A 4,390-nucleotide genomic window follows, 5' to 3' on the forward strand; every position below is an offset into this window, starting at 1 on the left:
GAAGAGAGGGCGACAGTTAACCCTGCTTCATGAAACCAGGGAATCATACAGTTACTGTCTATCCTCTCCACATCTGGAGTAGAACCAATATCAATAATACTTTCTCCTGCCCGCAAATCGAGTTTGTTCATAGCTAAATCAAACATCTTACGGCGAGCTTCTACACTTAAGCGTTCTTGAATCCCTGTTAACCAATGTCCACGATTAAAATAGTCAATGCCTTGATTCATAATATATTTGTTTACACAGTTGGGTATCTAGAAAAATTGATAGCCCAAGGTCAGCCATTGTATAATGAGTAAGAACAGCGAGTCAAGCGAACAAATGCCCTTGCCAGAATCAACCACCTGGCAAGCCAGACTAGATAAGCTAAATCAACATAAAGATTCTCTGAAGAGATTGAATACTGACGGGGTGACAAGGAAGCCTGAAATCCCCATGATAAGAGAAGTCTAGCAAAATGTGGTAAAAAAAAGTTGCTATCATGGCAACTTCAGGAGAATCAACCAAATGTTACCGGAAAGTTACCAAAATCATCTAGTCACTCAATAAAGTGGGTGTTAAGTATTGAGTTAATTCTTCTACCATTTGAGGAATTGCCAAGGCTGGCGACTGACATTGACGGCGTAAGTCGGGATTCCCCCTCTTTTCTAGGTCGTTGCTTAGAGCGAGTTTTCACTGACTCACCTCTGACTTGAAAGAGGGTGTAGGGTGTGGGATGTGGGGTGTAGGGAAGGAAACCTCTTTCATCTGTGGGGGTGAAAATTTTTTCATCGGGACTGACTTCTCGGTATTATTTTACCATTTTTTACTTTCTTCCTCTTGGATTATCAGCTACTCTTTATAATTAAGCCTCTTGCTTAACTTGACACCAATGAGAATGGAGTCGTCCCTACCCTAATATTCCTATTGGCGTTTTTTCAGGCTAGAAACTAGCCTTAATACTCCTAATCCTAACAAGGCAACGATGATACTAAATCCTGTTTAAAAGGTATAGCAGAGTGGAGAGTGGGGAAGTGGGGAGAAACAATCCATAACTGGGTTTTTAAAGTTCGATTAGGTGTTAATCATACTATTAAAAACAGATTTGGTACAAGCTTTCATTGTATCGGGAAAAACTTCCACAGGATAGTTCATCCTTCCTAGCTAATTAGCTAATCAGGACAAGTCAGGGAAAATATTTCCCTGTTTCCTGTTCCCTTTTGCGATAAGATAATTAATATAACTCTAAGAGGACTGCTCTATGAATATTCGTATTGGTAACGGCTACGATATCCACCGATTGGTAACAGGAAGACCTTTAATTTTAGGAGGAGTAGAGATTGCCCATACTGTGGGTTTATTGGGTCACAGTGATGCCGATGTCTTAACCCACGCTATCATGGATGCCATGCTGGGGGCGCTTAGTTTAGGCGATATCGGTCATTATTTTCCCCCCACAGACCCGCAATGGCAAGGGGCGAATAGTTTAAAATTATTAGAACAAGTTAATCAATTAATTATCGATAAAGGTTGGCAGATTAATAATATTGATTCGGTAATTGTTGCCGAAAAACCGAAAATGAAACCCCACCTTAATGCGATGCGAGCCAATTTAGCAGAAACCCTCAAGATTAATCCAGAACAGGTGGGAATTAAAGCCACTACTAACGAACAATTGGGACCGGTGGGACGAGAAGAAGGTATCGCAGTTTATGCCGTGGTTTTATTGGTTAAGGAATAAGTAATTAGTAAGAATTAGCTCAAATTAAGTATCCCAAACCTATGAATATAGACACAAAAATCTTAGAAACTGTCGAGGCAATGCCAGAGTTATTAAAAATAGAGCTGCTTCACTATGCTGAATATTTGATGGCCAATTATCAATCAGATGTTATTATAGAGAAACCTTCTCTTAGAAAACGTCGTTCAGGAATTTTACAAGGTACATTTATCTTACCTTTGTCCGATGACTTTGATGAGTCTTTGGAAGATTTTCAGGAATATATGTGATGACATCTTTTCTTCTGGATACTCATACTTTCATCTGGTTAACTGAAAACGATCCTAACTTGCCTGATAATCTTCGGGAGGAAATTGATTTTGCTCCTGAAGTTTATGTCAGTATTGTTAGTCTCTGGGAAATTGCGATTAAGTTAAATTTAGGTAAGTTAGCCCTACAAAAAAGTTATGAAACCATTGAAACTAAACTAGAAGCATCAGATATAACCTTACTGTCTATATCATTTTCTGATACTCTAAAAATTTGTACTTTACCCTTGCATCACCGTGATCCATTTGATAGAATGCTAATTGCCCAATCTATAAACAGAACCCTAATTCTAATTAGTAAAGATACTAAATTTGATGCTTATAATGTACCAAGAAAATGGACATAATGCCCCGTTCGGCTCAATTCTATTCAAGATGAGAGCAAGATAAATTTCCTAATTACCCATAGATTTCTAACCTTCATTGCTAAATTCTATCTATGACTGCTATTATCCAACAAATAAAAGAGCGTTTTTCCCAATCCCTAGTTAAATCCTTTGGGGAAAAATTCGCCGCTACCGATCCTCTAATTGTCGCCGCTAGTAACCCCCGTTTTGGCGATTATCAATGTAATATTTCCCTCTCTTTAGCCAAAGAATTAAAACAAAAACCCCGGGAAGTGGCGGCAACTTTACTAAAAAATCTAGAGATAGATGATCTCTGTCAAACCCCCGAAATTGCCGGACCTGGTTTTATCAATCTTACCCTTAAACCCAGTTATCTAGAAACCCAATTAAAAGACCTAATTACTGACAACCGTTTAGGAGTTGCCACCGCTAACCCCAGTCAAAAAATTATTGTCGATTTTTCCAGTCCCAATATTGCCAAAGAAATGCACGTCGGTCACTTGCGATCAACTATAATTGGTGATTGTATCGCTCGGATTCTGGAATTTCGTCATCATCAAGTAATTCGTCTTAATCACGTCGGGGATTGGGGTACTCAATTCGGGATGTTAATCACCTATCTACAAGAAGCTTATCCTAGCGCTTTAACCCAAGCAGATGCCCTAGATTTAGGGGATTTAGTTAGCTTTTATAAAAAGGCTAAAATTCGTTTTGATGAAGACGAAAACTTTAAAGAAACTGCCCGCCAAGCCGTAGTAAAATTACAGTCGGGTGATCCGCAAAGTCGTCAAGCATGGCAGTTACTTTGTCAACAATCACGGCGGGAATTTCAGAAAATCTATGATATTCTCGATATAAAACTGACGGAAAGGGGGGAATCTTTTTATAATCCCTACCTTGAGACGGTAATCAGAGAATTAGATCACCAGGGATTGCTAATAGAAGACAATGGCGCTTTATGTGTCTTTCTCGATGGTTTTACCAACAAAGAGGGGGATCCTCTGCCCCTAATTGTCAAGAAATCCGACGGCGGTTATAATTACGCTACCACCGATTTAGCGGCAATTTGTTATCGAGTGCGGCAAGATAAAGCCAAAAGAATAATTTATGTTACCGATGCTGGACAAGCTAACCATTTTGCCCAAGTATTTCAGGTGGCTAAAAAAGCGGGATTTTTACCCGATAATGTGGCAGTGGTTCACGTCGCTTTTGGGTTAGTTTTAGGGGAAGATGGTAAAAAATTAAAAACTCGTTCCGGGGAGACGGTAAAATTACAAGAATTACTCGATCAAGCGATCGCCTGTTCCCTAGCTGACTTAGAAAAAAGACTGGCAAGCGAGGAAAGAGAAGAAACTGGCGATTTTATCGCTAATACTGCCGAAACTGTCGGTTTAAGTGCCGTTAAATACGCCGATCTCAGCCAAAATCGCAATAGTAACTACGTTTTCAGTTACGACAAAATGCTCAATCTGCAAGGCAACACCGCCCCCTATATGCTGTACGCTTACGCTAGGGTCCAGAGTATCAGTCGCGAAGGTGGTATTAATTTTCAGGATTTAAGTGCCAATTCACCGCTAATTCTCAAGGATGAAAGCGAATTAATTCTGGCTAAACAATTACTGCAACTGCCGGAAGTAATTAGTGCCGTGGAAGAGGATTTATTACCTAATCGTTTATGTGATTATCTTTATGAACTCAGTAAAAAGTATAATCGTTTCTACGAAAATTGTCCCGTTCTAAAAGCGGCAGAACCGATTAAAACCTCTCGTTTATTTTTGTGTGATTTAACGGCAAGAACCCTAAAATTAGGCTTATCTCTCCTGGGAATCCCCGTTTTGGAAAGAATGTAAATCAGTTATCAGTTATCAGTTATCAGTTATCAGTTATCAGTTATCAGTAATCAGTTATCAGTTATCAGTTATCAGTTATCAGTTATCAGTTATCAGTTATCAGTTATCAGTTATCAGTTATCAGTTATCAGTTATCAGTTATCAGTTATCAGTTATCAGTTA

Annotated in this window: 4 protein-coding genes and 1 pseudogene; 4 read left to right on the top strand and 1 reads right to left on the bottom strand. The window is 39.1% G+C overall.

The window, feature by feature from the left end; translation table 11 throughout:
* A pseudogene (locus H6F92_RS11185) lies at window positions 1-230 on the bottom strand (hypothetical protein); the annotation flags it as partial.
* Window positions 231-1,243: 1,013 nt separating this feature from the next.
* Between H6F92_RS11185 and ispF the strand changes: the two are divergent.
* From ispF to argS, 4 genes are all read left to right on the top strand, one after another.
* Window positions 1,244-1,723, top strand: a complete 480-nt coding sequence (gene ispF / locus H6F92_RS11190; RefSeq protein WP_190357892.1) for a 2-C-methyl-D-erythritol 2,4-cyclodiphosphate synthase — start codon at window positions 1,244-1,246, stop codon at window positions 1,721-1,723.
* A gap of 41 nt (window positions 1,724-1,764) precedes the next feature.
* Window positions 1,765-1,992 (top strand): type II toxin-antitoxin system VapB family antitoxin, encoded by a 228-nt coding sequence (vapB, locus tag H6F92_RS11195; RefSeq protein ID WP_190357893.1) that lies wholly within the window; start codon window positions 1,765-1,767, stop codon window positions 1,990-1,992.
* Window positions 1,992-2,378, top strand: coding sequence for a type II toxin-antitoxin system VapC family toxin (locus tag H6F92_RS11200; RefSeq protein WP_190357894.1), 387 nt, complete (start codon window positions 1,992-1,994; stop codon window positions 2,376-2,378). Before vapB ends, H6F92_RS11200 begins: the two co-directional genes overlap by 1 nt.
* 92 nt (window positions 2,379-2,470) lie before the next feature.
* Window positions 2,471-4,228 (top strand): arginine--tRNA ligase, encoded by a 1,758-nt coding sequence (gene argS / locus H6F92_RS11205; protein WP_190357895.1) that lies wholly within the window; start codon window positions 2,471-2,473, stop codon window positions 4,226-4,228.
* The last annotated feature ends 162 nt before the right edge of the window (window positions 4,229-4,390 follow it).

The organism is Microcystis wesenbergii FACHB-1317 (genome assembly GCF_014696875.1).
In the GTDB taxonomy this organism is placed as follows: Bacteria; Cyanobacteriota; Cyanobacteriia; order Cyanobacteriales; family Microcystaceae; genus Microcystis; species Microcystis wesenbergii_A.

What these genes read in the sequence shown, in the direction of transcription:
- ispF (WP_190357892.1), top strand. Translation starts at nt 1,244, where the DNA reads ATGAATATTCGTATTGGTAACGGCTACGATATCCACCGATTGGTAACA.
- vapB (WP_190357893.1), top strand. Translation starts at nt 1,765, where the DNA reads ATGAATATAGACACAAAAATCTTAGAAACTGTCGAGGCAATGCCAGAG.
- H6F92_RS11200 (WP_190357894.1), top strand. Translation starts at nt 1,992, where the DNA reads ATGACATCTTTTCTTCTGGATACTCATACTTTCATCTGGTTAACTGAA.
- argS (WP_190357895.1), top strand. Translation starts at nt 2,471, where the DNA reads ATGACTGCTATTATCCAACAAATAAAAGAGCGTTTTTCCCAATCCCTA.